The sequence below is a fragment of the Trueperella sp. LYQ141 genome, from assembly GCF_046599555.1.
Classification (GTDB): Bacteria; Actinomycetota; Actinomycetes; order Actinomycetales; family Actinomycetaceae; genus Trueperella.
In genome coordinates this window covers 1-24319 of sequence record NZ_JBKIWQ010000013.1, presented here as the reverse complement: position 1 = coordinate 24319, position 24319 = coordinate 1, and the positions used below count along the sequence as shown (strand labels likewise).

The 24319-nt window shown below is 52.6% G+C and carries 16 protein-coding genes and 4 tRNA genes; 8 read left to right on the top strand and 12 right to left on the bottom strand.

Features of this window, described 5'->3' with window-relative positions; all coding sequences use genetic code 11:
• Nucleotides 1-39: 39 nt before the first annotated feature.
• Both ACLHIJ_RS08560 and ACLHIJ_RS08555 read left to right on the top strand, forming a co-directional pair.
• Nucleotides 40-1215 (top strand): methyltransferase domain-containing protein, encoded by a 1176-nt coding sequence (locus tag ACLHIJ_RS08560; RefSeq protein ID WP_411298936.1) that lies wholly within the window; start codon nt 40-42, stop codon nt 1213-1215.
• 405 nt (nt 1216-1620) lie between these two features.
• Nucleotides 1621-2244 (top strand): hypothetical protein, encoded by a 624-nt coding sequence (locus ACLHIJ_RS08555; RefSeq protein WP_411298935.1) that lies wholly within the window; start codon nt 1621-1623, stop codon nt 2242-2244.
• 231 nt (nt 2245-2475) lie between these two features.
• Here the strand turns inward: ACLHIJ_RS08555 and ACLHIJ_RS08550 are convergent, their stop codons facing one another.
• Nucleotides 2476-4554, bottom strand: a complete 2079-nt coding sequence (locus ACLHIJ_RS08550) for a hypothetical protein (RefSeq protein WP_411298934.1) — start codon at nt 4552-4554, stop codon at nt 2476-2478.
• Nucleotides 4555-5147: 593 nt separating this feature from the next.
• On the opposite strand from ACLHIJ_RS08550, the gene ACLHIJ_RS08545 reads away from it, so the two are divergent.
• Nucleotides 5148-6341, top strand: coding sequence for a DNA glycosylase AlkZ-like family protein (locus ACLHIJ_RS08545; protein WP_411298933.1), 1194 nt, complete (start codon nt 5148-5150; stop codon nt 6339-6341).
• A gap of 539 nt (nt 6342-6880) precedes the next feature.
• A complete protein-coding gene (locus ACLHIJ_RS08540) occupies nt 6881-7846 on the top strand; it encodes a diaminopimelate dehydrogenase (RefSeq protein WP_411297177.1) in 966 nt (321 codons plus the stop codon).
• Between the two features lie 416 nt (nt 7847-8262).
• On the opposite strand, the gene ACLHIJ_RS08535 is transcribed toward ACLHIJ_RS08540, so the two are convergent.
• From ACLHIJ_RS08535 to serS, 6 genes are all read right to left on the bottom strand, one after another.
• Nucleotides 8263-8335, bottom strand: a tRNA-Arg gene (locus tag ACLHIJ_RS08535).
• Between the two features lie 789 nt (nt 8336-9124).
• Nucleotides 9125-10696 carry an SLC13 family permease gene (locus ACLHIJ_RS08530; protein ID WP_411298932.1) on the bottom strand — a complete coding sequence of 524 codons (1572 nt, stop codon included), beginning with the start codon at nt 10694-10696 and terminating at the stop codon, nt 9125-9127.
• Between the two features lie 775 nt (nt 10697-11471).
• Nucleotides 11472-11560 (bottom strand) — tRNA-Ser (locus ACLHIJ_RS08525).
• Nucleotides 11561-11609: 49 nt separating this feature from the next.
• A tRNA-Ser gene (locus ACLHIJ_RS08520) sits at nt 11610-11697 on the bottom strand.
• 591 nt (nt 11698-12288) lie between these two features.
• Nucleotides 12289-13209 carry an HAD family hydrolase gene (locus ACLHIJ_RS08515; protein WP_411298931.1) on the bottom strand — a complete coding sequence of 307 codons (921 nt, stop codon included), beginning with the start codon at nt 13207-13209 and terminating at the stop codon, nt 12289-12291.
• Between the two features lie 47 nt (nt 13210-13256).
• On the bottom strand, nt 13257-14519 hold the full coding sequence (serS, locus tag ACLHIJ_RS08510) for a serine--tRNA ligase (protein ID WP_411297174.1): 1263 nt from the start codon (nt 14517-14519) through the stop codon (nt 13257-13259).
• Between the two features lie 76 nt (nt 14520-14595).
• On the opposite strand from serS, the gene ACLHIJ_RS08505 reads away from it, so the two are divergent.
• Nucleotides 14596-15885, top strand: coding sequence for a diacylglycerol/lipid kinase family protein (locus ACLHIJ_RS08505; RefSeq protein ID WP_411298930.1), 1290 nt, complete (start codon nt 14596-14598; stop codon nt 15883-15885).
• An 8-nt stretch (nt 15886-15893) separates the two neighbouring features.
• Here ACLHIJ_RS08505 and ACLHIJ_RS08500 read toward each other — a convergent pair whose 3' ends face one another.
• Together ACLHIJ_RS08500 and pheA are read right to left on the bottom strand one after the other, a co-directional pair.
• Entirely contained in the window at nt 15894-16184 is a 291-nt protein-coding gene (locus ACLHIJ_RS08500; RefSeq protein WP_411298929.1) for a hypothetical protein, read from the bottom strand.
• A gap of 198 nt (nt 16185-16382) precedes the next feature.
• Nucleotides 16383-17318 carry a prephenate dehydratase gene (gene pheA, locus ACLHIJ_RS08495; RefSeq protein ID WP_411297171.1) on the bottom strand — a complete coding sequence of 312 codons (936 nt, stop codon included), beginning with the start codon at nt 17316-17318 and terminating at the stop codon, nt 16383-16385.
• A gap of 104 nt (nt 17319-17422) precedes the next feature.
• Between pheA and ACLHIJ_RS08490 the strand changes: the two genes are divergently transcribed.
• Nucleotides 17423-19852 (top strand): hypothetical protein, encoded by a 2430-nt coding sequence (locus ACLHIJ_RS08490; protein ID WP_411298928.1) that lies wholly within the window; start codon nt 17423-17425, stop codon nt 19850-19852.
• Nucleotides 19853-20584: 732 nt separating this feature from the next.
• On the opposite strand, the gene ACLHIJ_RS08485 is transcribed toward ACLHIJ_RS08490, so the two are convergent.
• The 3 genes from ACLHIJ_RS08485 to upp form a co-directional block, all read right to left on the bottom strand.
• Nucleotides 20585-21358, bottom strand: a complete 774-nt coding sequence (locus tag ACLHIJ_RS08485) for a glycosyltransferase family 2 protein (protein WP_411297169.1) — start codon at nt 21356-21358, stop codon at nt 20585-20587.
• Nucleotides 21359-21533: 175 nt separating this feature from the next.
• Entirely contained in the window at nt 21534-22412 is an 879-nt protein-coding gene (locus tag ACLHIJ_RS08480; protein ID WP_411298927.1) for a DUF5926 family protein, read from the bottom strand.
• Between the two features lie 60 nt (nt 22413-22472).
• Nucleotides 22473-23111, bottom strand: coding sequence for a uracil phosphoribosyltransferase (upp, locus tag ACLHIJ_RS08475; protein ID WP_411297167.1), 639 nt, complete (start codon nt 23109-23111; stop codon nt 22473-22475).
• A 74-nt stretch (nt 23112-23185) separates the two neighbouring features.
• Between upp and ACLHIJ_RS08470 the strand changes: the two genes are divergently transcribed.
• Nucleotides 23186-23647 (top strand): nucleoside deaminase, encoded by a 462-nt coding sequence (locus ACLHIJ_RS08470; protein WP_411297227.1) that lies wholly within the window; start codon nt 23186-23188, stop codon nt 23645-23647.
• 474 nt (nt 23648-24121) lie between these two features.
• Nucleotides 24122-24206, top strand: a tRNA-Ser gene (locus ACLHIJ_RS08465).
• The last annotated feature ends 113 nt before the right edge of the window (nt 24207-24319 follow it).

Genomic DNA, 24319 nt, shown 5'->3' with positions numbered 1-24319 from the left:
GGGATATAGCAGATGCGTAGCAGCACGTAGGATAGAGGGGTGAATCAGAGACGGGATACGCAGCGCAAGGATACGCGACATAACGATCCGCTGTTAGCATGTGAGTATTTCCAGGCTGGTCAGTGTCGATCGTGTACGGAGATTCGCGTCCCGCAAAATCTGCAATTGGCGGCGAAATGGGAACGAGCCAAAGAATGTATCCCAGCCCAGGAATGGTTAGCTCCACTACCCTCTCGTCGCGATGCCTTTCGTAATAAGGTCAAACTGGCAGTTGGTGGGCGGCGCGGCGAGATTCGGCTGGGGGTAATGAATCCAGACGCCACCGTCAGCGATTTACGATATTGCCCGCTACCAACGCCAGGCATCCAGTACGCCACCCGCCAACTCGTGCGATTCCTCAACGAAATTGATATTGCGCCCTACCATATCCGTACCCGCCAGGGATTGATGAAGTTCGTGATCGTTACTGAATCGCCTGACGGTGAGCTGATGATCCGCTTTGTGGCGCGCCGACGCGGAGTGCAAGGCCTACTGTTTAAGAGGCTTGAGCGGCTACGGGAGCTGATCCCTGCGGCGAAAGTCGTCAGTTTGAATGTGCAAAGTGAACCTGCCGCCATTATTGAGGGTCCGGAAGAAATCCTGATCTCGGCGCAGGCAGAATTGCCGATGCGCCTATGCGCCGCAGATAAGGAAATGACCTTGTATGTGCGCCCGCAGTCATTTTTTCAGACGAACACGGACGCTGCCCAAGCCTTATATACACGGGCGGTGGAATGGTTGGCGCCGCGAGTACACAAAGCGTGGGACTTGTACTGTGGCGTGGGTGGTTTCGGGTTAGCGCTCGCGCTTCACGGTATTCAGGTGACGGGTATTGAGGTGCAAGAACAAGCGGTTGCAGCAGCGCAGCGGGCAGCCGACGAATATGCCGAGGGCAGGGCACAATTTCTGGTTGGGGACGCTCAGACCTGGCCGCTCAGCCCCGATGTTGACGCGATTATCGTCAATCCCCCGCGCCGAGGAATCGGAACAGATTTAGCGCGGTGGATCAATGATTCTGAGGTGGAGCAGGTGCTGTACTCTTCCTGTAACGTGGAATCGTGCGCGCGTGATATTGCGCAGCTTTCGAATTATCGTGTCGAGCGAGCGCAGGTGGTGGAGATGTTTGCGCACACCGCCCATTTTGAAACGATCTGCCTCTTATCGCGCATAGCCTGAGTAATAGCGGCAAGGCGGCTACGGGATGCTAGCGTTCGTGTTTCGCGGTTTTCGCGTTAGGGGGATGCGAAAGTGTTGTCAGTAAAGCCGGAAAATCTCCATAGCGGAGGGGCTGATAGTCGCAGCTGCAAATAGGAGGAGCCGGAGCGGTAAAAGAAGAGTGTTCGAAGGAGTGTTCGGAGCGAATCCGACGTTTCTAGCCGCCATTGCGGGATGTTGTTGTTCCGCGGGCAACACGGCTACGCGATTATCGGGCTCATAGCGGAATTCGTGTATTTTGCCGCAGAATGTTGCCACAGTCTATTAAGTAGGTGTTTCAGAAGTGCATGCTTCTTGGCGTGGCACCTGGCATAGCCTGAGTGATGTATCGGATCTCGCTATGTGCGAGGTCAAGCTAGGGGTGGCATGATGACGTATAAGAAGAACTCGCTGCGGTTAGTTCTCCGAGATCTGCCCTGTGATATTCGGTGTGATCCACAGGTGGCGGGGATTGAACTTGCTATGAGTGAGCCGTTGCGGGCGTATTTTCGCTATGAAGAAGATGCAGATACGTTGTCGATTATCCAGACGCGAGGATTTTGGGAACAACGCCGCCCACATATTTTTGACGTATTGCGGAAGAGAAAAATTGTTGTCACGGTAGGGGTGCCCCTGAATGAGCTTCAGGTGCAGGTTGGCGCTGGATTGCGTATGAATGGTGTGCACATCGGCTCAGGTATCTTCCGTGTAGATAACGGGAGCGTTGAGCTGCGCAATACGATCTTCAGGTCTGCTGAATGTGCTGGTTCGTCGTGTTCTTTTCATGCCAAAGACGTCAGTATCGCTGATCAGCTAGTAGTTGATATTAAAAATGGGTCATTCACCTGGGAAGATGCCCCTGGTAACGCTGGTGTTGACGTGCATAAGAGCATCGGTAGGGTGACGTTTTATGGAAAAGAAATGCGCTCTGGGCAGTCAACACAGAGCGCACGTAAGCCGCGTCTTAGTATTTCGTGTGACGGCGGATCGGTAAAGCTCGGGAAAAGCTGAGAAGCGAGGATTTTAGGCGCTTGCCGTTGCTTGCGTAGTAAGCATGACGCTCGGCGCAATGGAATTTTCATCATGAATGAATAGCGATCGCCCAGTATCTGCTGATATCAGCACGCATTGCATCCTCAGCAGATACTAGGCGATAACACTAATAAAATAACTCGCTTACATGTCGCCATTTCGTCGGCGCAACGCGGTTTTGGCTGTACCGATGAAATGACTGCGCGTAGCTTATGGGATAATGTGCTGCTCCAGATTTCTTAAATATGGTTGCCCTAATGTGGTGGTGGTTTCAGAAGGCCAGGCTAAATCATCTTGTGATACCGCTATGGTTATCTTCTTATCGCCATAGGCGGCATATTTCGATAAATCATCATTTTCAGAAGTCGAGAATAGGCTGAGCATTTGTGCGGAACGTGAGGAGTACCCACCGCCAGCACCTCTGCGTGCGGTGACGGAGGTTGGTTGCGTGAATACAAATATGGCACAGGTTTCCTTATCAGGATGTAGATATTCCATACCACTTTGCCCAGGGAAAAATTGATTGAGGATTTCCGAGCCTTTCATAACTTTGATTTGCCCTTCAAAAACCTGTAATCCAGCGTTCTTTGCTTCCGCAACCCGTTTCTCGTGGGCGGCGCTTGATGTTGCAGCCGCTTTTTCTTGAATCTTTTGCTCCAACGCGGCGACGGTATCTTTTCGGATTTTCAGTGCCTCTCGCAGTGGTTCAAGGTTTGATGTATCAGACCACTTTTCAATCTCTGCAGACGTATCCTTATAAACTTGCGGGACATTGAATTCCGTAAAAGACTCCTGATGTACCTTAAGAATCTCCCCGTCTTTTACCTGCCAGAGAGTGAGCTCACCATCGCCGGTGGCAGAGTTAAGCGTGAGGTGTTGAAGTTCGTCCTTATTCTTTGACGGGTTCAGACTTGCTTCAAAGGAACTCGACCCGAATCCGCTCGTAAATACTTTATCTGTTTTTATTAGCGTGTTGCTGTTGGCGCTATATAGATAGGGTCTGATGAATGAAAGAGAGCCGAGATACATTCCCTTGGCATCTTGGGAGATAAGTAAAGCAGGAATTCCCGATTGGTCGATATCAACCAAAGCATAGGAATAGCTGATGCTTTGTGCGTTCCAGATTTCCGCAGGATCTGCTTGCACCGCTTCTTCCGGGGCGTTGAGAATATTCAGGTACTGGACGTATGCCTGATAGTTTGGCGAAGAAAGCGGATCTTGATTCAGGGCGGCAATACCCTGGCGATTTTCCTCGTCGGTTTCGGCGCTGTTAGCAGCAACTAGCTCAGTGATTTTGTTGTTCTCAACTGCCCAAATGCTATTGCCGATAATGCTGGCAATCACTGGGTGATCGTAGCTCTTAACCCACAGTAGCTTCTTATCGGCCGATAGCGCGGCAATGAAATATGGCGAATGGGTGGGGTCGCCGTAGACGATAGTAGTGTCGTCAATTGTGCCGGCGACGGTTAGCGAGCTGCCTAAGTTTTGCACCTGGACCGCAGGAACATCAACCAATTCTTTACTGGTGATTGCTGCTGGTGTGGTCGTATTGCATACCACCTTGCCATCTTTGACGGTATATGGGCGAGCGAGACTGGTATCGCATTCCGGCAGGTCTGTGATCTCTTCGCTGGTCATAACGTTCTTTGATCCAGAGGGATCGCTTGCGGTGGCATGGTTGGTATCGCCGCTGTTTGACGGGGAATTAGTGGTGGAATTATTAGCGGAGGTGTCTGGGGAGGTGTTGGGAGAGGTGCCTGCAGAAGTGTTCGGGGAAGCCGGCGCAGTGCCAACAGAATTGCCGCCAGTGGTTGTTTCTGATGTTTTTGGTTGATCTTTGCTGGCTGTGGCGTTGGAATTGCTGTCTTGCTTTGTGCTGGAGTTAGCTGACGGCTCTTTCTTTGTTGAATCGTCGTTTGCAGAAGAGGCGCTACCGTTGCGTTGTGCCAAATTGATATAGACCGCCTGAACCTCGCGTGCTTTGCTTATGCTTACCAGTAGGAGGCGGTTTTCGTCAACGGATTCGACGTAGCGAGTGCCATCAAAGTCGGGAAGCTCTAGTACCCACTTGGCTTTTGCTCCATTGGCGTAAGAGGGGTTGTCAAAAATTTTGTCTTTGAAATAGAAGACGAGTCCCCCGCCGATAAGAGCCAGGCATAGGACGCAACTAATAATCGCATAAGCCCACGTCTTTTTCCGACGTTTTTGTACTGGTAAGGCGCTGGGATAAATGTTCGCATTATATGGCTGTGAAACGCTATAGTATTGCGATTCAGTAGTTGGTGCCACATAAGGGGGGTGGAGGAGGATAAGCAATATTATTAGGAAAATCTCCTGTGTGGTTATTCGTGTTACTCATAAGTTCCTCGTTTTGTGCTTTATGACGGGAATATAGGTGGATGCCAGTGCTGGCTTTTATGATACAATAATGAGCCTTAATGTTTGAGGTTTTATCTTTCTCGTTAATGTGAGATATAGATTTACGGGCTATTTCTCTGAGAAATATGTGTTTTGTAGTTTTATATGAATCCTTAACGAAATACTTAAGGGTGGGAGTGTATTACTATTTCGAGCGGTTAATGAACGTGTATTAGGGGCTGCGGAAAATGGCGGATCTAGTTTGCCCTATATGTATTTATGTAGGCACAAGTTACTGTGGATGTTTTACATGTCCACATGGTGTACGTATGGCTGAGGGGTTATAGCTTTACTGTGTCGCGCATTTATCCTGTGTTCTCTTTTGTGCTCTTTTCCTGTTGTCAACGCTAAGCTTGTGGAAAATAAAGAGTAAGTTGGCACGGCGTGGCAATGCAGTATCTCTGATTGGCTACGCTTAGTACGCGGTGGATTCAGATGTGTGACGAGTATGTGGAGGATATGAGATGGTTGCCCATAAAGTCATTCTTCCCTTAGATGTCTCCTATGCAAGAATGACAGCGCAGTTGCTACTTCCGTCCGTGCATAAAGATTCGGTTGTGGATATTGTTGGGCATATGCTCGCGATGCAGGGGCAGTCGGTATATGCCTTTCCACATGCGGCCATTATCCGATCGCGAGAAAGCTCTATAACGGATGTTGTCGAGGCTTTTGAGCGTGGTGATTTGGTGCGGCACCGGCCTATACGTGGAACGGTGCATATTACTCGAGCACAGGACTATCACTGGCTTCGTCAGGCGTTAAATCATAAGCAAGGGAGCTTTACTTCTCGCCAGGAAGAATTTTTTGGCATAACAGAACAGACGTATCAGGAGGCCTTTAATATTGCCTGTGAGCTGATTGCCTGTGGTGGTGGATCAGTGCGTCGGCGTGAGTTATTCGCAGCTTGGATTGAATGTTTTAGTAAAGCGCATGCTGGGCAGGATGCGGGCGAGGGTAATGGGCGTTCCCTGCCGCAGCGATTTGCTCAACTGTTAATGTGGGGTTTGGACCGGCAAGGTCTTCTTGTCGAAGGACCGATGCGTAAGAATGAACATTATTTCATTGATGCCCGACGCTTACCGGCTGCCGATAGCGCTGCTAGTGGGTTTTATATGGATGCAACAGTGCCGCGAGAACAGGGACTCGCAGAAGTGGCCTATCGGTATGCGCGTGGCCACGGTCCAGTAAGTATCTCTGACTTGGCGCGATGGGCCTCGCTCAAGAAGTCCACAGCACGGAATGCCTTGGAGGAAAATATCCACTGTGGACGACTGGGCCGTTACACAATTGTGGATAATAAACTCGCGCCGTTATCGGCGGTAGCAGGATCGGATGTGACGTTCTACTGCGAACCAGATCTAATGGACCGTGCCGCTGACTATCGGCATGAGGCAGAGCGGATATTTTATTTGCCTAGTTTTGATGAGCTACATGTGGGGTATCACAATCGAACCTGTTTAACGGATGAAATGGGTGAACGGGTGATTTGTCCAGCGGGAAATGGTATGTTCCGATCATTAATTGTGGATAGTGGTCGTGTCATTGCGGTTTTCCCCAGTTCTGGTGTGGAATGGATAAAGGCGCCGACGGTTACTCGTCAGCGTCAAGTGCAAAAAGTGATTGATGGTATCACTCAACGTATGGAATTGCTGGGTTAGAGAAAGTAGCGCGGTCAAGCGGATTGATGGTACCAGAGCCCGTGGTGAAGTAGGGTTTGCTTCCGTGTTCTCTGTACTGATTTTAGAGTTTCGCGGGCTTTAATCGAGTTTGAGCGGCAGGCAGGCCGTGGCTCTTTTTATTTTCGGTTAGTGACGTTCTGATGGAATGTGTGGTTAACAGATTGAAATGTGGCTAACAGATGAACGGCGCTGACACGTGATGTCAGATTTTGCTAGTCCTGGGGATTGTACTGCTACGTTGCTGGAACTGGGGATAATGCGAATAACGGGTTCTTTGTTGGGTAGACGGCGTTTAGCTGTGGAAAACGATGAAATTGTATGATCTCTGATGGATCTACTAGATAAAGACTGGATATCTGGTATTGGCTATGAAGTAGCTTGTGCGGAAATGTCCTTTCATGCTGTGGGCGATCATTGTGGACAGATCGCGCGCTAAATGCCGTTACCCCGTACTATGCAGATAACTATTTTCTGCTACAGCGCGATGAGCGCATGATAGATAGGACGAGGAGGCGAATATGATTCGAGTCGCCATTAATGGATACGGCAACCTGGGTCGTGGTGTAGAGCTGGCAATTTCGAAGTGTGCTGATATGGAGTGTGTGGCGGTATTTACTCGGCGTGACCCGCAGACGCTCACCACATTAGGCGCTCCAGCAGTGCCCTTGGCGGATGTGGAGAAATGGCGGGGCAAGATTGATGTTGTGATTAATTGTGGTGGTTCGGCGACGGATTTGATTGACCAAGGCCCACAGATTGCGCAGTGGTTCTCGTGTGTGGATTCTTTCGATACTCACGCAAAAATTCCGCAGCACTTCTCCGCAATGGACGAGGTGGCTCGGCAGGCGGGCACGCTAGCGCTCATTTCTAGTGGGTGGGATCCAGGATTGTTCTCTATGATTCGGGTATTAGCGGATGCGGTTTTGCCAGGCGGAACAGCTACGACGTTCTGGGGGCCAGGTGTTTCACAGGGGCATTCTGATGCGATTCGGCGAATTGAGGGCGTCCAAGATGCCAAACAGTACACCGTGCCCATCGATGCGGCGGTGGAGACGGTGAAGAGTGGTGGCTCAGTAAACGTTCCACGTCAGATGCATACTCGTGAATGTTTTGTTGTGGCAGAAGACGGCGCTGATCGAGATGCTATTACCCAGGCTATTGTGACCATGCCGAATTATTTTGCGGATTATGACACGACGGTTACTTTCGTTACCCCAGAAGAGTTCGCTCGGGATCACAGCGGTATGCCACATGGTGGAAAAGTTATTCATGTGGGGAGCACTAGTGAACACCGCCATTCAGTGGTCTTTGATCTCCAACTGGATTCAAATCCAGAGTTTACTGGTTCTGTGTTAGTGGCTTCGGCGCGAGCAGTTGCTCGAATGGCGGGTCGTGGGAATACGGGTGCAATCACCATGATGGATGTGACCTTAGGTGACCTTTCGCCACGGGATAATAGCGAGCTGCGTGCGCATTTCCTGTGACGAGATATTTTGCTAGGCGGTGCAGTGCTCAGTGAAGTATGTGCTGCACCGCCGATTCTTTTGCGGAAAATACAGAGCAGAGAAACTGCGGAAGAGGGAATTGAAACTATAAGGGTAGAGGCGGATTTCGGCCTATATGCAATGCGGGTTTAGGGTTATAGGGCAAATTCTGGGGTTATAGGGCAAATTCTGTTGCTCGTGGGGGCAGACCCACGGGTCTGGTTAGGGTCTGACGCTGTGTAGGTTCTGCCCGGAGTTGGGTTATAGGACATTTCTGTTGCTGGTGGGGTTTATCCCCAGGTGTTTGACTTATGTTTGGGCAAACATAGCCGAGATGGCAAATAGATTTTAGGCAAACGGATTTTTAAGCAAACAAATGACCGGCCCCGCGCCACTCGCAAGAACCGGCCACTTTGCGCGCCCGAAGGGATTCGAACCCCCAACCTTCTGATCCGTAGTCAGATGCTCTATCCATTGAGCTACGGACGCTTAGCGCAATCAGTTTACGACGGAAATGCAGTGAAATGCCAGTTGCGGAACGTGTCCTTGCTTACGATTTTGCATAGATGTGGGCAGACAGTTCGGATTCCATGACGGGTATATGGTCGCCACTACGCCTAATGTGTGCCTATGAGTAACTCCCCTGAGGGCAGGGAGGACAACAGATGTTATCAACTGCGCGGCGAAACAAAAATCAATCGAGGGTGCCACGGCCATGTATGTGCTGTGGTGACTGTAGCTACCATAAAAGCCATATAAGAGGGATATGTTCAGGCGAAATATCCACAGTTTTTGCTATCGAATACAACTATTCACAGCGCGGATGTATGCACAGCGTGCCACTATGCGCGATGAAGATATATTCATCGGCTGTGGAAATTAACGTGGGTAAGAGTTATCCATATCCTGCTGCTGTGCATAGCGGTGGGGTATCTGTTTTGTAGATGAAAACACTTACCGACTTGACGTGCGTAAAAGAGAGGCAGACCTTGATAGCACAAGCTACTGTGAGGCGTCTCGTTGTGGATTCACGAGCGTTTTCGTGGATAGAAAACAGGAAATATCTACACGTGCGTCCACATGCACAACACCAAGCTGATATGTGTAGCAATCATATGTATGTCCACGCCATATTGGAGGGCTGACTGTGGATATGTGGAGGTGAATGTTTGCGGCGAAACGTCTATAGCAGTGTTTCCTTGCGATATGTCGAGCATGAATATTGGCGGTATCCACACCTTTAGATACCGCCAATGTAGACAGGAATTAGTTGTGTTGCTACAAGTGGAAGCCGAGTAGTAGTGGCCCTAAAACAACGGTAAAGAGGGTTACAAGCAAAATAGCGATGATATTCAGCCAGAATCCTGCTTTGACCATGTGGGAGATCCTGAGGTATCCCGATCCGTAAGCGATAGCATTTGGAGGTGTTGCCACTGGAAGCATAAATGCGCAAGTGGCAGTGAGAGCAACAGGAATAACGAGAAGTTGCACGTCAACACCCATTCCTACCGCAACTGCCCCGATGATTGGCAGGAATGCCGCGGCGGTTGCCGTATTGGAGGTCATCTCCGTCAGGAAAACAACGATGGCTGCAACGGCAATTACGATGATAATGACGGGCAGACCAGCCAGATGGGAAGCGACTGAGCCGATCCAGTTCGATAATCCTGATTTACCAAATGCGGCAGACAGAGATAGACCGCCGCCAAACAGCAGAAGAACATCCCAGGGGATTTCCTTGGCGGTTTCCCAGTCGAGAATGGCGACGCCTTCTTTGGGTTTGGCTGGAGTAATAAAAAGAACGAGCGACAGAATCATTGCGATGGTGGAATCGGTGATCGGTCCGTCGGGCCACAGGGTGGGGATGATAATCCACGATAAAGCGGCTAAAACAAAAATAGCTCCGACGATTTTCTCTTGTGCGCTCATCGGTCCCATCTTTTTTAGCTCGTTCTCGATCAAGGCGCGACCGCCAGGCAATTCGTCAACTTCAGGCTTGAACAGGCGAATAAGCAGTTGCCATGTGATTAGAACAAACAGCCATGCCAGCGGTGTAGCAAAAAGCATCCACTTGCCAAATGACAGCACAATACCGTGGTTATCTTGCAGGTAGCCACGCAGTAGCGCATTTGGTGGCGTGCCAATCAAGGTAGATAGTGAGGCGATGGAGGCGGAATAGGCGATTCCAAGCATGAGGGCAATGCCGAAATTCGAGTTCTTTGCCGTGTTGCCCTTTCCGCTTTCTGCGCCGACCGTCGTCAACACGGAAATGCCGATAGGTAACATCATGACGGCGGTTGCGGTATTGGATACCCACATGGAGAGAAAGCCGGTTGCCACCATGAAGCCAAGAATGAGGCGCTTGGGTTTGGTTCCGACAAGAAGCACGGTCAAAAGTGCAATGCGTCGGTGGAAATTCCATCGTTGCATGGCTAAAGCCAGGAAGAAGCCACCCATGAAAAGGAAGATGGTGGAGGAGGCATACGGGTTGCCTGCGTCGCTAAATTTCATGACCCCTAAGACGGGGAATATGGCAACAGGAACAAGCGCGGTGGCGGCGAGGGGGATGGCTTCCGTCATCCACCATACGCCCATGAGGACGGCGACTGCGGCAGTGGCAGAGATGATATGACCGCTTGTTTTTATCTCTTTCTTCGCTAAAGTCGCTAGGAGGTCTTCGGATAATTCCTTGGGGAATATGACGTAGACGACGAGGGCGGCCGCAATTCCTAGGAGGATACCGCCGACGTGACGTAGCCACGGACGGCGAGTGGGCATGATGGCGTCATCGTGATGATCGAGAGAGCCGGCGGAGACGGTGGAGTCTTTGTGTAGGACGGGAATACTCACGCTCGTTCCTTTCTGGTGTGATGGAGCGACGCTGGTGCACAGAGGGGCGACGGCCCAGATTCGACGCTGAATCAAGGCCGCCACGTTTTATGACGAGCAAGCGTTGCTCGCGCATTGCTTGCAAAGTATGAGCGATAGCAATGCGCCTTAGCCTGCGTGCTGCGGGTCACAGATACATTGCCGTGATGTGTCTACCTTATGAAAAATCCGATAAAGAAAAAAGCCTTGATGTCAAGATGTTATGAAATTGTTATAAACTTGCGGCTTTGCTAATAATGCTCGCTGCTACTTGGCGTTGTGTTGTGTTTAGCTTGGAAGTGAAGCGGTGGTGTTGCCTGGTGCTGGCTTAAAACGGTGGGAGATAGGAGCTAGTTGACCTGGCTGCCTGCGTAGATCTTATTTTGATGGCGTATGGAGTGTATTAGCTGGGTATTTGTGCGATCTTTCCATGTGCTATGACGAGATTGTTGCACGGTTTGATGTTCTTATCTTGGCGGGTGAATGGCTCTAATGCGGGTGTGTTTATCCACCCACGCGCTCCATTTCTTAGCCTTTGACCCCTGCTTCTGTGTGCAACTGCGATGTGAATATGGCTAATCGCGCCCTGTTTGCCAAATTTTGGGGAGTGTAGGACATTTTATGTGGGCAGGATTTAGTCTTGGGTGATTATGCTTTTTTATCGGATTTTGCCGCACCCCGCACAATGCGATTCGAATACGGCTTTGGCTCTATATCAACGAAAACCCCTCTCAGAAAGATGAGAGGGGTTTTGCGGCGGAGACAGAGGGATTTGAACCCTCGAGCCGCAGTTGCGCGGCTACTTCCTTAGCAGGGAAGCGCTTTCGACCGCTCAGCCATGTCTCCATGCAGAATCAAGGGTATCGGATTATATCCGTCACGCATAATTCTGCGGCGGAGAGTGGGGGATTCGAACCCCCGATGCGGGGTTGCCGCATAACGGTTTTCAAGACCGTCTCATTCGGCCGCTCTGACAACTCTCCTTATTGGGAACACTCCCGTGCCAGTGTTGGAATCATGACGATTCCGCGATAGACACCGTAAAATTCTGGCACGTTATACCTAGTAAACGCAACTAGATCTAAACCCACCTCAAGCAACCTCACATATACGCTGGTTAATCACATTCTTTGGCAAGCGCTCAAGCGGCAAAAAGAACGCTGGTAAACGCATGGCTTAAGAATGTAAAACGCGCACTCGACCGGCACAAGAGTAACGGAAATCCGCGCTAAAACGTTGCCAGTAGGGCAGGCGGCTTATGCAAACTCTTTAAGGCCATAGGCATGACCTTAAATATTCATAAAACAACTCCGTCAGCATGGGCGGTGAACAACTGTCGTCAGCCCTTAATTCCCGTGATGGTCTGTCTGCCTGCGTATAGAGCACTCTTTTTTGGACATCCAGCACCCCACGCCGTACCAAGTACATATCCCGCCCGCTAAACGGACAATGCCATCCACAACGTAACCTCCCGTCAACATGTGAAAAACAGGAGGAAAGCACGGCAAGGTGGTAGGAAAAGGCGCCAGCAAAGTAAAACTCAAGACCAGCGCGGTGATCCGCTAGAGCTAACCTCAGAGCAGAGTCTCTAAGAACTGGGCAAGCCCATCTTCATCAACTGGTGGGCAGACGGTATTGGCAGCCGCACGCACATGCGCAATAGCATTCCCCATAGCGACGCCGACCTCAGCCCAGCGCAACATGTCGCAATCATTATCAGAATCCCCCACCGCAATAGTGTGATGAGCCCCGACAATATCCACAACATCTTGCAGACCCACAGCCTTATTGATGCCTTGAGGCGCCAAATCCATCCACGCTGACCAGCCAATATTGTAATGCACCCCAGGAAGCCCCAGATCCTTAACTGCATCCAACATCTCTTCAGCGCTCATGGAAGGAGCGCGAACCGTCACGCGCGTTGTCAACGGCACGACCAGCTCTTCAACAGGGACGATCGTCGTTTCCCCATTTAGCTCTCCCGGCGGGAATGGGCCAGTAATGCGAGGCGTCGTCGTCAGGGATTCCAAAGCCATCAACGCTTGAGGTAGCGCCTCGTGGATAATGGCAATTTCCTTACTGGGATCGAATGTGTGGGCACGCACGAGCCGGACGTCAACCAGATTATTGCGTGCATGGGCAGCAATCTCTTCGGTGGGCACGGGGGAGTTCTCGCCAATTGCCAAGATAATCGCACCATTAGCCGCGACGGCAAACCCGCACTCCATTCCCAGTTTGTCCAAGACGATCTGGGTGCCTTGAATTCCTCGTCCGGTCGTGACGACGATATGCGTACCAGCAGCAATATGGGCTTGAATAGCATCCCGCACACGCTCAGAGAGCGAGGTGTCGTGGCGCAAGATCGTCCCGTCTGCATCCAAACCGATGACGAGATCTGATCCCGCGTGAATCCCCTGGGCGGCCTGCCGCCAATCGACTTGCGAACTCTTGGCGGTTACATCCGACTCTGAGGAGAACATATTCTCAATTCCCATATCTCACACACCTGCAATGTTGATTCACGGACGGTAGTGAATACGCGTCACGCAATCGGCTCAATAAGGTCACGGCCACCAAGATAGGGGCGTAACGCTTCGGGAATATACACCGATCCGTCAGCGTTCTGGTAGTTTTCCAGCATTGCCACTAGCCAACGCGTCGTTGCCAAGGTGCCGTTTAAGGTTGCGACGGTGCGAGTGCCAGCCTCGTGGCGCTCGCGAATCTTCAACCGCCGCGCCTGGAATGTCGTGCAATTGGAGGTGGATGTGACCTCCATAAAGCGCTGCTGGGATGGCAACCAGGCTTCACAGTCAAATTTTCGAGCAGCAGATTGCCCGAGATCGCCAGCGGCAACGTCAATAACCCGATAGGGTAGCTCGACTTTTTGGAGCATCTCCTCTTCCCATGCCAGAAAACGCGCATGCTCATCCTCGGCGTCTTCAGGGCGGCAGAAAGAAAACATTTCTACTTTATTGAACTGATGGACGCGGATAATGCCGCGCACATCACGCCCATGCGAACCGGCTTCTCGGCGATAGCAACTCGACCATCCGGCATAACGCAACGGACCGTCAGATAAATCCACAATTTCATCGCTGTGATAGCCAGCCAACGCAACCTCAGATGTTCCAGTGAGGTAGAGATCATCTGCCGGCAAATAGTAGATTTCGTCGGCGTGTGCGCCAAGGAATCCAGTCCCGCCCATCACTTCGGGCTTGACCAAAGTCGGCGTATTCATCAGAACAAAGCCATTTTCTTGCGCTTGATCGGCAGCCATCGTCAGCAAGGCCAACTCTAACCGAGCGCCGATACCGCGCAAATAGTAGAACCGCGCCCCCGAAACCTTCGCGCCGCGTTCCATATCGAGCGCACCGATTCCTTCGGCAATATCGAGATGGTCGCGAATCGGGAAATCCATCTGGCGGATCGTACCCACTTCCCGCAGCACCTCGAAATCATCTTCGCCGCCAGCGGGAACGCCATCAATAATAAGATTCGGCAGTTTGCTCATCGCGGCTTCAAATGCGGCCTTTGCTTCGGCAGCTTGGGCTTCAAGGACCTTGACCTCTTCAGACATTTCCTTTGCACGGGCCAAGATAGCGGGCCGCTCTTCGCTGCTCGCTTTACCAATTGAACGAGAGAGCTCTTTTTGTTCAGCGCGGCGATCTTCAAAGGTCTGTAGCGCGTGACGGCGGAGAGAATCGGCCTCGAGGACGGCGTCCACATCGGCTTCGTTGGCGCCGCGCGCCCGCTGGGAAGCTTTCACGGCGGCGGTATTGCTACGGATAGTCTGAATGTCAATCATGAAACCAGAATAGAGCGAAGCGGGCAGAGGGGCAATTGCGGCCGTAGTACGGAAACCGTAGCGTATGATGTACGCCATGATGTGGCTATACGTTGCGGCGGTCCTGGGAGCGCTTTCTCTCGTCACTGTTGTTATCTTGGGGCTTCGCCAGCGGGCTATGCGTCGGGAACTACAGGATATGCACCGACGCTTGGCGGAGCTGAAGAATGACGTAGCAAGCTCGCAGCCGGAGTGCACCCCAGCACTGGCACGTGATAACGCCGATATAGCGCACATATCCTCAGCAGAGCCAGAGCTTCCGGCGGAAAACAATGAAGACCATGCTCATGTAGTACGACCGCCCGGGCCGATTGTCGTGGTGTATAACCCGACGAAAAATGTTGATTTTGACTATATTCAGCGGTTGCTTGCGAGGGTGGCAAATGACGCCGGTGCGGCCGATCCTATATGGATTCCGACCACGCAGGAGGATCAGGGTCATGGTCAAACCCGGCAGGCTCTCGCAATGGGCGCTTCGGTGGTGATCACTGCCGGTGGCGATGGCACGGTACGTAATTGCGCGGAGGTGTTGGCTAAAACGGGGACGCCCCTAGGCTTGCTCCCAGTGGGCACCGGAAATCTGTTGGCTCGTAATCTTGATCTGCCGATCCATTCTTTGCGGCGGATGGCACAGATTGCGATCACCGGAAAAAATGGGGCTATTGATGTGGGCTGGATTGAGATTCCCACACATCGTCCGTTTGTTTCGGGGAATATGAATTCCGTAGAGGAGACGAAAGACGTCAGCCATGATTATCGCTGGCAACATCGGGCTGCGTCGGGAAAGTATGCGTTCTTGGTGATGGCCGGTATGGGCTTTGATGCCGATATGATGGCCTCGGCTGACGAGTATTCGGAATTGAAGTCGAAGATCGGCTGGCTGGCTTATGTGCGGGCAGCGCTACCGCATTTGCTTGCCCCGAAAATGCGGGCCCGTATTCGGACTGGGCCAGATACTCGGGGCGTAACGGTGGACGCACGGACGATCATGCTTATGAATTGTGGCGAGCTCGTTGGCGGCATGATTCTCGATCGCCACACCACTCCCGATGACGGGTGGCTAGAGTTGGCGGTTCTCGACACTCGTCATGGTTTGATTGGCTGGGCAGATGTCGCTCGCCAAGTGGGATTTAATGGTATTGGTTTACAGCCAGTGCAATTGCCAGGATTTGAGAACTCGGGTGAGATAGACGTTCATCGGGTAGCGCGTGCGCAAATTGAGGCTATGACGGCGCAGCGAGTTCAGGTTGATGGCGACGTTTTAGGGTATTCTCGCCATATTCGCGCCTATATTGATCCTGCGGCGCTACTTGTGCGAATGGGATAACAGGTGCTTTATAGGCGGCTCTGTGGCGTGGCTAGCAGTAACAGATAGATATGGGCGTGCGCCGGATCGGTAAGAAAACCGCGTAATACGCTTCGGCAGGGAGCGCAGGGAACGTCGGTAAGAATAACGACGAAGAAGACCGACGGAACGACCTGTAAAGAATGTTGGTAGAGGTCGGCGCGGAATACTGATAACAACTCTTGCACAGAGTGCTCTGCCAGCAAAGCCTGACGGGAATAAACAAGACGCCGGCAAGAAAAGATCAACTTATCAATGCGCGGTAAGGAATAAGTAAGCATTTCAGTACAGCGCAATACTAGAGCAGCGCAAGCACGGAACTGCCTGCCGCGCGGATACAGAGCTTGCCTGACCACCTGCCTGCCTAAGAGGCGGTGCAAGTGTGTTTAACCGAAATTCTCTCTCAATTCTCTCTCAATTCTCTCAACCCAGCTTTTCCCAGCCGGATAGGTAAGGAGAGATTATGAAAACGCAGCAGGCTAGCGACTGCGGTTAAGCAGGTTCTCTAACCAAGCTCGTGCAGAAGCAAAATCTTCGTCTGCCGTACCAGGTTGAGGGCGGATATAGTGCCGATCTGCCGTCGGATATGAGCCCAGGAAAGTCACCTTCGGGCATACTCGGTGGAGTCCGCGCAAAACAGCTTGAATTCGCTCATCAAACAGATGACCTTCGGCGTCAATAGAGAAAGCATAACGCCCCAAGGAATCCCCCACCGGCCGTGATTCGATTCGCGACAAATTCACACCCCGCGCAGAGAACTGCTCCAGCATGGTGAGCAAAGCGCCGGCTTCGTCGGTTGCCAACTGGACCATTAGCGTGGTCTTATCTGAACCTGTGCGCTCCGGCAGTACCCCAGCCCGCCCAATCAACACAAAACGGGTGACTGCATCCGGATTATCAGCGACGTCACTCCTGAGAGATTCCAAGCCGTACTGTTCGGCAGCCAACGGAGAAACAAGCGTCGCCTGATAACCAGGATCCCCGTCAGCAGCCAAACCTGCCGCGCCAGCAGCCGTAGATGAAGCGGGTAGGTGAACAACATGAGGCAGATGCTCCCCCAGCCAGCTACGACATTGACTCCATGCCGCGTTATGAGTAGAGATATGGGTGATGTCTGCCAAGGTTGTGCCAGGGCGCACCGCTAAAGTGAATGTAATATTGACGAGCGCTTCGCCATAAATCAGTAAATCTGACCCAGCCGCCAACGTGTCTAGAGTGGCATTAATGCCTCCCTCAACGGAATTTTCGATAGGTACGACGGCATAATCCGCCTGACCCGAACGCACCATTTTTATCGCTCGTGGGGAATCAATAGCTGGAATATGAATGGATTCGCTCTCAGGGCTAAATTCATTAAGCGCTTGCTGAGTGAACGTTCCACGCGGACCAAGAAAAGCGAAACGAAGCTGAGACATGGCGCTATTCTAACGAGGAAAGATACGTGCTGCCCGATTGCCCACAACCAAGATAGCTGCCTGTCACATTGGATAACTGCGGGAAGAAAACTAGGCTACACAGTATGAAAGACGGGACGCAGCGCTATGGTGCATGGTGGGGAGTGTGGGGACTCATTGTACTGACGCTTGCCGCTGTGATTATCACCCCGATAGTGATTCCGAGTCGTAGCACGGAAGATCCGACGCGCAATGACTCCGTAGTTGTTATCGGAATGTCGGGTGTGCCCTGGTCAGGTGTCGATGCGCGCACTCCACATTTGGCGGCTCTTGCCCAGGCAGGGGCAATCGCCAACATTTCTGTGAGAACCTCTGCAGTAACAACCTGTGCGGATGCGGGATGGTTGACTTTTGGGGCGGGAACTCGCGCTCGCGGTTTTGCCTCAGATGATGCGTCATGCGCGCGGGCAAATGAAGTCATGGCCACGATAGATCGCTCTCTTGAGCAGAATTCAGCGACCGGCAGTGACCACAATAATTCCCATACGTCAGCTGCGGTGCCGGTGCCGCCCGCACAAGGGCACGGGCAAGGCAAAGCGATGGGCAGCTCGTCGGATATAACTCAAAACGACCAGGCGAGCCAAAATACGGGGCAGAACTCCCAGACGAGCCAAGATAAGAACCAAACTGCAGGGCAGAATACGGGCACGTCATCGAGTACGGAACCCATTGCGCAGTGGGTAGAGTTGCAAAAACGCAACCGTGCCAGCTCTTTCCATCCGCAGCTCGGAGTGCTCGCCCACAAGATAACAGACGCAGGATATAGCGTTGCAGGGGTTGGCCCAGGAGCGGCTTTAGCATTAGCCGATCACGAGGGGAATCCTCTCGGTCCAATCCGTTCCAGTGGGCTTGTCGACGGGGTAGCGAGCAGTGCCGCAGAGGCCTATCGGCAGGTAAAAGCCGCACATCTCGTCGTTGTTGATCTTGGTTCGGCCTACAAAGATTCCTCCCCAGGTAACGTCGTAACGGCAGCCTTTATCCCTCCAGGTGATATTTCTACGGCAACGCGAGCGGCAGTGAGCCGCATAGATGCGGAGCTAGGTCGGGTGTTGGCAGAGATTCCTGCGGGAACAGATGTGATTGTCATGTCTGTTGGGGATGCCGACCGCACCACCTCACGTCTGCAACTGTATGCTTCTGCTCGCGCTCCGATCGCGCCGGTAACAGGCGATGATATGGCTGATATTGACGATATAGAGAGCCAATCGGTAGCGACGTCGCCAGCTACTCGCCAATCGGCGTTGATCCGCAATGTTGACATTACGGCAGAGGTGTTAGCCCGTTTCGGAATCTCTGCTTCCGGCGACATTGCCGGGACGCCAGTGCGTTACGAAACTGGCGGCACATCCATCGCCCACCTGGAGGACGTCAGTGAACGAGCTGTGATAACTCGTGGATGTGTGGGGCATTTTTACACGATATTTATCGTTGGCGCGGTGCTCGCTATCGTCAATACGGCACGCACGATTCGCCGGCGGCGTTTAGGTGCTCATCACGTCCTATCTATGTACTGGGTGGCCGCTTTGCCAGTCTCGTCGTTCCTGATGAACCTGGTTCCCTGGTGGCATGCACAGCGCTATGCGGCAGTATCGTTCTTTGCCATGCTTTTCGGTTGCGCCACCGTACTAGGGCTTATTGCCTTGCGGATTGGCTGGCGCGAAAGTCGCTATGGGGCAACGTTCCTAGCTGCGATAACCGCGCTGACGATTGGAGTGGACGCCCTGCTTGGCTCTCCGCTACATTCCATCTCAGTGTTGGGCGATCAACCGCAGTCGGGCGGGCGCTTTTACGGTATCTCTAATGCGCCATTCGCTATCTTTGCGGTAGCTATGCTGTTAGTGGCGACGCAGGCTGTGCGCGTGTTATCGCAACGGGCAGAGAAGATCAGCGCTCCACTTGGGGTTGGCCTCATCGGTCTTATTGCGGTAATTATTGACGGCGCTCCAGCTATCGGTGCGGATTTCGGCGGGGTCCCTCCCTTTATTATTGGTTTCGCCGTGTTTGCGTTACTTGCTTGGGGGCAGAAGATAACCTGGTTGCGGCTGCTTGTGATTGGCCTGGCGGGTGCTGCTGGGGCGATTGGTGTGGCGTTCCTGGATTGGCTGCGTCCTGCTTCGTCGCGTACCCACTTAGGGCAGTTCTTTGAATCCTTGCGTCGCGGGAAAGCTGCAGACATCGTCCTACGCAAAGCTGACCAGGTGATAACTCAAGTGCCGTGGATCGGATGGCTGGGAGCAGTGATAATGATTGTGCTCCTGGTCATGCAATATCGGATGGTTAAACGTTATGGGGATGGGCGCGTCATCTGGGATACGCAGTTGCGTCGGTCTTTCCTCGCAGGGGTGATCCTGCTGGGGTGCGCCTTGCTAATAAACGACTCGGGAATCGTCATTCCGGTTATCGGTGGAGCCTATATGGCATTGCTGTGGGCAGTGAGCGCGATCCGCAGTAGCCGTTCGCGTATTCCGGTCTCGTTCCACGGCGCTTCTGTCTGATCTGCTACGTCGCTATGCTGAGCATGGTGGAAAGCTGACGGTCAAGGTAAACAGACGGAGTTGGGAACCAGGATCTAATCGGGTAAAACTCGCTTGGGTAGAACCGTAGAATCAAGAATCATCTGGCGGGAAAGTTAAAGCCTGTTTGCCAAAGTGCGGATTTCCCCGTCCAAGCTACGTTAAACGACGGTAAACAGCCCAACACATGAAGTTGTGCAGGTGTAGAGCAACCCCTAACACTATGCAGATAGTCCGGTAAATATTAAATAGCTGGCAGGCGGCTGGGCCTCGCCCCCCCCCTCCCCAAAAAGAGTAAAACGCATGCACGCAAGCGGGTGGAGGCTATGTAATCCCTGCTGAGCGAGCGAAAAACAAGTGGGGTTAAGGAGAGGCCTCAAATAACGAGAAAGACGCAGAAGCGCTACGCAGATCGACCTAACCGAAAGGGATATATCACCAGTTAACCAGGCAAGGCTTTGCAGCCCAGCAAAAAGAAAGTCATACATACAGCGTCACAAAAGAAACGCGATACAAGCGAACAAAGAACAAAGCGTGTATAGGGGCCTGTAATCTGCCAAAACAAACTGTGCCAAACGGGGAGGAGAAAATAATATCTGCTGATCCTGCGCCCATCTGGCGCCTTACCATCCGAGAGTTAAATAGCCGAGCCGACGCCCGGAATGTAAAGGCTAAATCCCTATTCCCTAATCGCTAGCGAATCTTTTGCTGCCGTCAGCGTACAAAAGCGGTAAAAGGCATACCCGGCTGGGGTGGCGTAGTGTTGCGATTCTTTTTCGGCACATGAATACGACGAAGCCGACGGGACACGACCGCACGGATAACATCGCGATATTGCGTGGCTCGATGTATTTGCCCAGCCAAATTGCGCCCAGAGGCGCGATGGAAGATAGGGCAGGGGATTTCTTGCACCGTAAAACCTTGGCACAGCAGATCAATCGTCATCCCGACCTCGACACCCCAGCCGGCAGCTAAGGGGAAGGCCGCTTCTAAGGCTTCACGGTTTAAGCAGCGCTGCCCGGATAAGGGCTGACGCGGTATCCAGCCGGTGAGCCGCCAGATCCACCGTTTAGCATATCCGGTGACGATTCCATGACCGCCAGCGCCTTGTTGCGGAGGCAGATACGCAATCGTCATATCGGCAGTTCCGCGCACTACCGGCTCAATCAATGCGGCACATTCAATAGCGGAGTCGCCGGTATCTGCGTCGAGAAATAGGACTGCGCGCGGGGGAACTCCGTCAGCATCGCGCATAGCAACCACGGATGATCCAGTTTCCAATGCGGAGGCCTTCCCGTGATTAACGGAATGACGTACCACGGTTGCCCCGGCAGCGCGGGCAATTTCGCCGGTGTTATCGGTCGAGCCGTCATCAACAACGACGATCAGATCAACGCGCGGAATAGCTCGGGCAGCGCGAACTGTTGCGCCAATTCGATCCGACTCATTTTTCGCAGGAATGACAACTGCGACTCGTTCACAATGCACAGCATGATTCTAGCGAAATTTCGTATGGGTAGAGTAAAGATCTCACCTGGCTTTTTACCAGATTCGTTATCTGGGTACTGCGCTATGGTGGCACATTTGTACCGGCTAACTGTTATCCCTAATGTTTGTTTTGCCAGTTAGCCAGTACAGATGTGAATGAGTTATGCGCAGATCCCTAACGCAAGGTGACTTGGCGGGAAATAATCCCGGAGCGGGTACGGCGTTCTTCGGCGGTTAATGGCTCGTCAGAAGCGATTTCGGTAGTCAGCTTCGCGTCAAATTCCGCTAGAGAATCTGAGAGTTCTTCCGCTTCGGTGCCGGGGGCTAGTTCAAAAACGGGAATCAGAAGCCCCATTGCGCGGAATGCCCCAACGAAACGAGCATCATCGAATGTCAATTCGCGACGGTGATGTAGCCGAGCGAGCGCATCGAGGACGCGATCTTCCTCTTCTGAGCGAACGAGCCGGATGAATTCGCGTTGCATTCGGCACCAGAAAGCGTGTGGAACCCCAGGAACCTGCCGAGTCGGAATCATCTGCTGTGACATTTGCTCAATAGCGTCGCGCACGCGCGGATCGTCAGCTTCGGACGGATCAACCCAGAAATCGTAGCTATCGCACAGCGTCATGTGTGTTTCGACGGAGGTATCGAGGATGTCCTGTAGGCGCTCGCCTGGTTCAGGCTGTGTGGTCTGTGCCAGGGTTTGCCCCGGTTTGAGTTGTTGGGCTTTGAGTAGGCGATCGGCAATATCAAGTGAAATATCGCCAGAGGACATAACCGTCTGCACGGCCACCAGTAGGGTGCCGTCGGTACGCCGTAATGCGCCAGCCATTCCGGGCAGTAGGGTAACGAGAGTGACCTCATCGCTGCCGTGCTCGGCATTGGTTTGAACGGTCATGGTGGCAGCGGGGATAATCTCGCGCATGGCCACTAATTCGGATTCGAATGGCAAGCCTTCAAAGGGGCGATCAACGTATTGGATACGAACTTTCTTTGGTTTGTCGGCCTTATCGCGACGGCTTTTCTTACCCACATTTCCTCCAGTGATACTCATGACGCGCAGGGTGAATCGAAAGCTGTGGCGTCAACAGCTTTGCCTCAGTATTTAGCTAATTTAATCGACGACGCCGTAAAGACGATCGCCAGCATCGCCCAAGCCAGGGACGATAAAGCCTTTATCGTTGAGCTTCTCGTCAACGGCAGCAACAACGATACGGACGTTGCCCCGATCAGCCAGATGTTCTTCCAATGTGGCGATTCCTTCGGGAGCAGCAAGAATACAAATGGCAGTGACGTCCCGTGCGCCGCGTTCGAGCAGATAGTCGATCGAGGCGATCAAGGTGTGCCCGGTTGCCAGCATGGGATCAAGGACGAAGCACTGACGGTCGGTTAGATCATCAGGGAGCCGGTTGGCATAGGTGATTGCTTCAAGGGTGTCCTCGTCGCGCCGCAATCCTAAAAAGCCCACTTCAGCCGTCGGCATTAGGCGCGTCATGCCTTCCAACATGCCCAGTCCGGCCCGCAAAATTGGGACGACAATGGGCTTTGGTTCACGAATTGCGGTGCCGATCATCGGAGCGATAGGGGTTTCGATCTCGCGGTCAACGACGGCGATCTCGCGGGTGCACTCGTAAGAGAGCAGCATAATGATCTCTTCAACGAGCTGGCGAAAGACCGGACTGGGGGTGTTCTTATCCCGCATCACGGTGAGCTTATGAGCCAACAATGGATGGTCAACCACCTGTAATTTCATAGCTCTAATGTAGCGTGCTAACGGTGGGTCGTGCCACCACCGGAATAGAGGCGGGTACTGCGTATTATGGCAGTGTGTATGAGCGCGAACGCGAATGGTTGGCCATCGCCCAAGAACTTGCTCGGCAAGCTGGTGATAGTGGGGATGTGCCGGTGGCAGCATTGGTCTATGACGAGCTGGGGCGTGAGCTTGGCCGCGGCGTCAATACGCGGGTATGTGATAATGATCCGACGGGGCATGCGGAAATTAATGCGCTACGGGCTGCTGGGCGGGCACGTGGATCGTGGAATCTCAGCGGCTGTACCTTGGTGGTCAGTTTGGAGCCGTGCACGATGTGCGCTGGAGCGATTGTTAATGCGCGGATTAGCCGGTTAGTGTTTGCTGCTTGGGATGATAAAGCGGGGGCTGCAGGTTCGGTGCGTGATGTGGTTCGCGATTCTCGATTGAACCACCAAGTCGAAGTGATTGGTGGGGTGTCGTGCCAGCGAGCGAGCGAGGAGCTACGCCAGTGGTTTATTCAACGGCGTGGTGAATAATTGCCATGCCGTTGAGATAAACATCCGTGGTTTGCGGAAATAAGTTTGTGGTTTGCAGTAAAACCCGTAGTGCATGGGATAACGACGTAGAGATGGCGGTATGGAAATACGGTGTGGTGTGCCGTGGTCTGAGGCTGTCGTTTGAATTTTATCGTCAGTTTTATTGTCGGTTGTGAAGTTTTGTATGAGATCTAGGATGGCGTATGTGAGGTCGTAGTAGCTTGACGTGAGATTTTACAGACGCGTGATCTGAGATTTATAGACGCGTGAGGTGAGGAGGAACGCCTTTGGTGGAGCGGTCCGTCGGAACGGACGGGGCGCATGGGCTAGGAAAGTGTTGGAAGAATAGTTGCGGGAGTGAGGGGTGGCATAATCTTCAGTGCTTAATGCGAGTTGCCGATCACATTTTGTGGCGCGCTTCCTTTAGTGCTTGCACAGTTAACGTAATATCGGTAGGCTGTTCCAGCGATATGAGGTGGAGTGTCCGAGCGGCCGAAGGTGCAGCACTCGAAATGCTGTGTAGTGAAAGCTACCGAGGGTTCAAATCCCTCCTCCACCGCGAATGAGCCCCTCTCAGGGAATCCTGAGGGGGGTTTTTCGTTGCTATTAAGCCAAAAAGTGCTAATCAGGGTGTTAGGTCGAGCCTGACGGAAAAAGCCGACAAAAGGTGCG